The following is a 4,695-nucleotide window of genomic DNA, read 5'->3' on the forward strand; positions in this document are numbered from 1 at the left end:
CACGCGCGGCGCAGGCGCGCTGCCCTGCCATTCGAGCGGCTCGGCAAACTGATCGCCGCTCGCATCGGGGGGCAGCATCGACAGAACCGTGACGGGCGCGAACTTGTCGGGTGCGGGCACCACGGGGGCGCGGCGGCGCGTATAATCGCCCTCCGCCTCCATCTCTTTCAAAAGCCGCTTCAGTTCGATGCGCTCGGCACCCTGTAGGCCGAAAGCCTTGGAGATGTCGCGTTTGCTGCTTGCGCCGGGATGTGCGGCGAGCCAGTCAAGGATCTGGTCTTTGCTTGGAATACGGGTCATGGCCCTGCACTAGCACGCGCCGCGCGGGCCGTCACCTGCAAGCCGGGGTCGCTGCCGCGGCCCCCTCATAATTTCTGGCGATGCAGGCTGCTCAGGCGAAGTAGTCGGCAAGAATGCGGCTATAGATGCGCTTCAGCGCCTCGATCTGGGCAACCTCGACGCGTTCATCGACCTGATGCATCGTCTTGCCGACCAGACCGAACTCCAGCACCGGGCAGTGGTCCTTGACGAAGCGCGCGTCTGATGTGCCGCCCGAGGTGGAAAGGCTTGGGGCAACGCCGGTTTCAGCTTCAACCGAGCGGCTGACGAGCTCTACGAACTCTCCGGGCGGGGTCAGGAATCTTTCACCCGCGACATCGAAACGCAGGCCGATCTTGACCCCGGTTTCCACTTCGGCCTTCGCCGCTTCTGCAACGAGCCAATTAGAGATGCTGACGCCCGTGTGCGCATCGTTGAACCGGATATTGACCGTAGCATTGGCACGCGCAGGGATGACGTTGGTTGCCGGGTTGCCGCAGTCAATGGTGGTGATTTGCAGCGTCGAGGCATCGAAATGCTCGGTGCCCGCATCAAGCGGTTCGGCGGTCAGCCGCCCCAGCAGCGTGACCAGCGCGTGCAGCGGGTTCTTGGCACGGTGCGGATAGGCCGAATGGCCTTGCACGCCTTCCGCCGAAAACCAGCAGGTAAGCGAGCCGCGGCGGCCTATCTTGATCATATCGCCCAAGCGTTCGGGGCAGGTCGGTTCACCCACTAGGCACACCGACATATGTTCGCCCTTCGCCGCCATATGGTCGAGCAGCGCGCGCGTGCCATCGCGGCCCGCAGCCTCTTCATCGCCGGTGATGGTCAAGATCACGGCACCATCCGGCGGGGAGGTGCGCACGAAGTCGATAGCAGCGGCAACAAAGGCCGCAACGCCCGATTTCATGTCGGTCGCACCGCGCCCCCAAAGCCAGCCATCTACGATTTCGCCGCCAAAGGGGTCGTGCGTCCAAGCGGCCGCATCACCCACCGGCACCACGTCGGTGTGGCCGTTAAAGCCAAAGCTGCGGTTGGCACCGCGCTTTCCCCAGCGCGCGAAAAGGTTGGAGATACCGTTGCGGTCAGCCCGCGTACATTCAAAGCCCGCGGCGCTGAGCAAGTCTTGCAACAACACCAGCGCCCCCCCTTCTTCAGGCGTGACCGAAGGGCAGCGGATCAAATCTGCGGTGAGGGCAACGGGATCAACGGACATGGCAAGCTCCTTGCAGCACCGCAGGCCTAGCGCGGCAAAGCGCGGCGCGCAATCGGCTGCGCGCCCTGTTGCCAAACAAGCACGCATTGCCCGACGCGGGCGCGTGTGCCAAAAAAACGTTAGGAGCGTGGCATAACCACGTCATAATGTTGATAAAAATGAAAACCCTGAGGCAGGGCAGACGTATGGGGTCAACGAACCCCGACCGAGCGGTATGGTATTGATCGGGACAGGACACCAGATCCTGTGGCATCGTTTGCGTTGCCCTCTATACATGGGGGCGGGAGATGGCGACAGGCGCCGAACTTACTTACACAACCAACGCTTCGGCGTTGCAGATGGCCAACGAAATCTTCGGCAGTGGCGTAACGGTAGTTTCCGCCACCTATACGGGTGCGAGCAACTCTTCGGCCATTTATTCGCGTGGCGACTCGCGCTCACCCGACGTGACGCCCAGCGACACGGGTGTGATCCTTTCCACCGGTAACGCCGCCGATTTCACGCAAAAGAACGGCGACCCCAACCGCTCAAGCTCCACCTCGACCGATACGACCGGGGTAAACAACGATGCGCAGTTCAACGCGCTCGGCGGTAGCAACACGTATGATGCTTCTATTCTAAGCGTCGATTTCATTCCCACCAGCGACACGCTGACCATGCAGTTCGTGTTTTCGTCCGAAGAATACCCGGAATACGTAAACTCGATCTACAACGACCTCGTGGGCGTCTGGGTGAACGGATCACCCGTGCAAATGAGCATCGGGACGGGGAAGGCCTCTGTCACCGGTATCAACGGCACCAATAACCAGAACCTCTACGTCGACAACACCTCCGACGACTATAACACCGAGATGGACGGCTTCACCGTTACCATGACGTTGAAGATGACGGTGATACCGGGGCAAGTGAACTCGATCCGCATCGGCATCGCCGACATGTCGGATTCACAATACGATTCCAACCTACTGATTGCGGGCGATAGCTTGCAAACCACGCTGATCGCCAATGATGATGCGGTCACGCTGGCACCGGGGCAAAGCAAGGTGCTTGACGTGCTGGCCAATGATCAGGGGCCGGGCGGCAGCACGCTGACCATCACCGAAATCAATGGCAAGGCGGTTGTCGCCGGGCAAACGATCACGCTGGCAACCGGGCAGAAGATTACGCTCAACGCCGACGGCACGCTGACGGTGCTGGGCGATGCCGAAACCGAAAATGTAAACTTTACCTACAAGGTCACGAACAGCGGCAGCAACAGCACATCCGATGTAGCCTTTGTAACCATCAATCAGGTGCCCTGCTTTGTTGCCGGAACCCGCATTGCCACACCAGACGGGCTGGTGGCGATCGAGGCGTTGCGGCCGGGCGATCTGGTGCTGACAAAAGACGAAGGCGCGCAGCCTTTGTGTTGGGTGGGCAGAAGGCTTGTGCCCGCGACGGGCGACTTTGCCCCAATCCGCATCGCAAGAGACGCGTTTGGCGAGCATGGCGAGCTTTGGCTTTCGCCGCAGCACCGGGTTCTGGTGCAAAACCCGCGGGCCGAATTGCTGTTTGGCGATGGCGAGGTGCTGGTAGCCGCCAAGGATCTGGTCAACGGCACCACTGTTACACGTGTCGAGGGCGGCATGGTGGAATACGTGCATGTGCTTTTTGACCGCCATCAGGTGATCTGGTCCGAAGGGCTCGCCTCGGAAAGCTTTTTGCCCGGCCCGCAGGTGATGCGGGCGTGCGATGCGCAGATTGTCGATGAAATCTGCGCGCTGTTCCCCGAACTCGACCCCGAAACCGGGCGTGGTTACGGCAAGGCCGCGCGGCAAGTGCTGCGCAGCTTTGAAGCTAGAGTACTTTTTGCACAGGCTGACGCGGCATGAGCGATATGGGGACGATCTCCGAAGGACAACCTCGCGCCCCGCAAGGGGCGTGGATCGGCCTCTGGCAAAGCGGGCGCGGTGGCGCACTGCTGCCCGGCGCGGTGGTGCCGGGGTTGCTTGCGCGCGGCACCTTGATGGCCGAGTTCGTGCTGGAGCGTGGCCAGACCGGGCCGCTTTCGCTGGTGCACATGGCCACCCATGCTGAATGGCCACGGCTGTTCTCACTTGCAATCACCCCGGAGGGGCGGCTGATGCTGCGCCAACGGCAAGGCGATGCGCTGGCAGCGGTTTCGCTCGACGCCGCCGATCTGCTGGCAGGCGGTGGCGCGCTGCGCGTCAGCTACAGCTGGAACGCCCCTGCAGGGCAAAGCATACTGACGCTGGAATCGCTTGATGGCGGCGCGATGCGCCAGCGGGTGGGCGCGAACCCGCTGCCGCTGCCGCAGGCCGATCTTGAAGCTTTGCTGGACGGGCGCGGGGCTGCTGCGCATTGCAGCGCCCTGCGCTGGCTGGGCTTGGCGCGCGGCCAATTGCCGGTTGGGCCGGGGGCGCTGTTTGCACCCACAACCTTGCTTGAAACACCCCAAGGGCCCCGCCCAGCCGCAAAGATCAAGGCAGGTGACCGGGTGAATACTGTCGATGCCGGGGTTCAAGAGGTGCTTTGGTCGGGGTGTGTGCGGCTTCCCGCGCTCGGCGCGCTCGCGCCGATCCGGCTCAGCGCCGGGCGCTTTGGAAAACGCTCTGATCTCTGGGTTTTGCCGCAAACGCAGGTGGCGGTGACCGACGCGACAGTCGAATACCTGTTTGGCACCGATGCTGTATTGGTCGAGGCGCGCTATCTGGTCGATCAACTTTCAGCCACCCAGATCGAGCGCCCGGTCGTGCTGTCTTGGCATGGCATCCTGCTGCGCGGGCATCACGTGCTGATCGCAGATGGGTTGGGGCTGGAAAGCCTTTATCTCGGCGCGTTGCCCGCGGCACCGGCGCTTGCCGCAACCACAGCCCTTGCGCCGCTGATTGCCGCTGGCGGAGCCCCCATGCACCACCGCCCCGCATTGCGTGTGCTGCGCCCGTTCGAAGCGGCTTCGCTTGCCGCGGCGCGCTCGCGCTTTCACGCGCCAGTCGCGGCCTGAACCTTAAAACGACAGTGCGCGACGAACCAGATTGAGCCCGGTCAGCGCAAGCAACACAAGCGTCCAGCGCCGAAAACGCACCGGATCAAGCAGGTCCTGCGCCTTGAACCCGATCCACATGCCTATCATCGCCGGCACCACCATCAGCGCCGAGGCA

The 4,695-nt window shown here is 62.6% G+C and carries 3 protein-coding genes and 1 pseudogene; 2 read left to right on the forward strand and 2 right to left on the reverse strand.

What is annotated here, in order from left to right:
• Together ABY403_RS13495 and dapE are read right to left on the reverse strand one after the other, a co-directional pair.
• Positions 1-300: pseudogene (locus ABY403_RS13495) on the reverse strand (ribonuclease R); the annotation flags it as partial.
• A gap of 91 nt (positions 301-391) precedes the next feature.
• Complete coding sequence (gene dapE, locus ABY403_RS13500; RefSeq protein ID WP_372841351.1) at positions 392-1,534, reverse strand: succinyl-diaminopimelate desuccinylase; 1,143 nt, start codon at positions 1,532-1,534, stop codon at positions 392-394.
• Between the two features lie 287 nt (positions 1,535-1,821).
• On the opposite strand from dapE, the gene ABY403_RS13505 reads away from it, so the two are divergent.
• Together ABY403_RS13505 and ABY403_RS13510 are read left to right on the forward strand one after the other, a co-directional pair.
• Positions 1,822-3,405 (forward strand): Hint domain-containing protein, encoded by a 1,584-nt coding sequence (locus ABY403_RS13505; RefSeq protein WP_372841352.1) that lies wholly within the window; start codon positions 1,822-1,824, stop codon positions 3,403-3,405.
• Positions 3,402-4,538 (forward strand): Hint domain-containing protein, encoded by a 1,137-nt coding sequence (locus ABY403_RS13510; protein ID WP_372841354.1) that lies wholly within the window; start codon positions 3,402-3,404, stop codon positions 4,536-4,538. The genes ABY403_RS13505 and ABY403_RS13510 overlap by 4 nt, the downstream gene beginning before the upstream one ends.
• Positions 4,539-4,695 lie beyond the last annotated feature (157 nt).

The organism is Phaeovulum sp., assembly GCF_041596715.1.
Lineage (GTDB): Bacteria > Pseudomonadota > Alphaproteobacteria > Rhodobacterales > Rhodobacteraceae > UBA6213.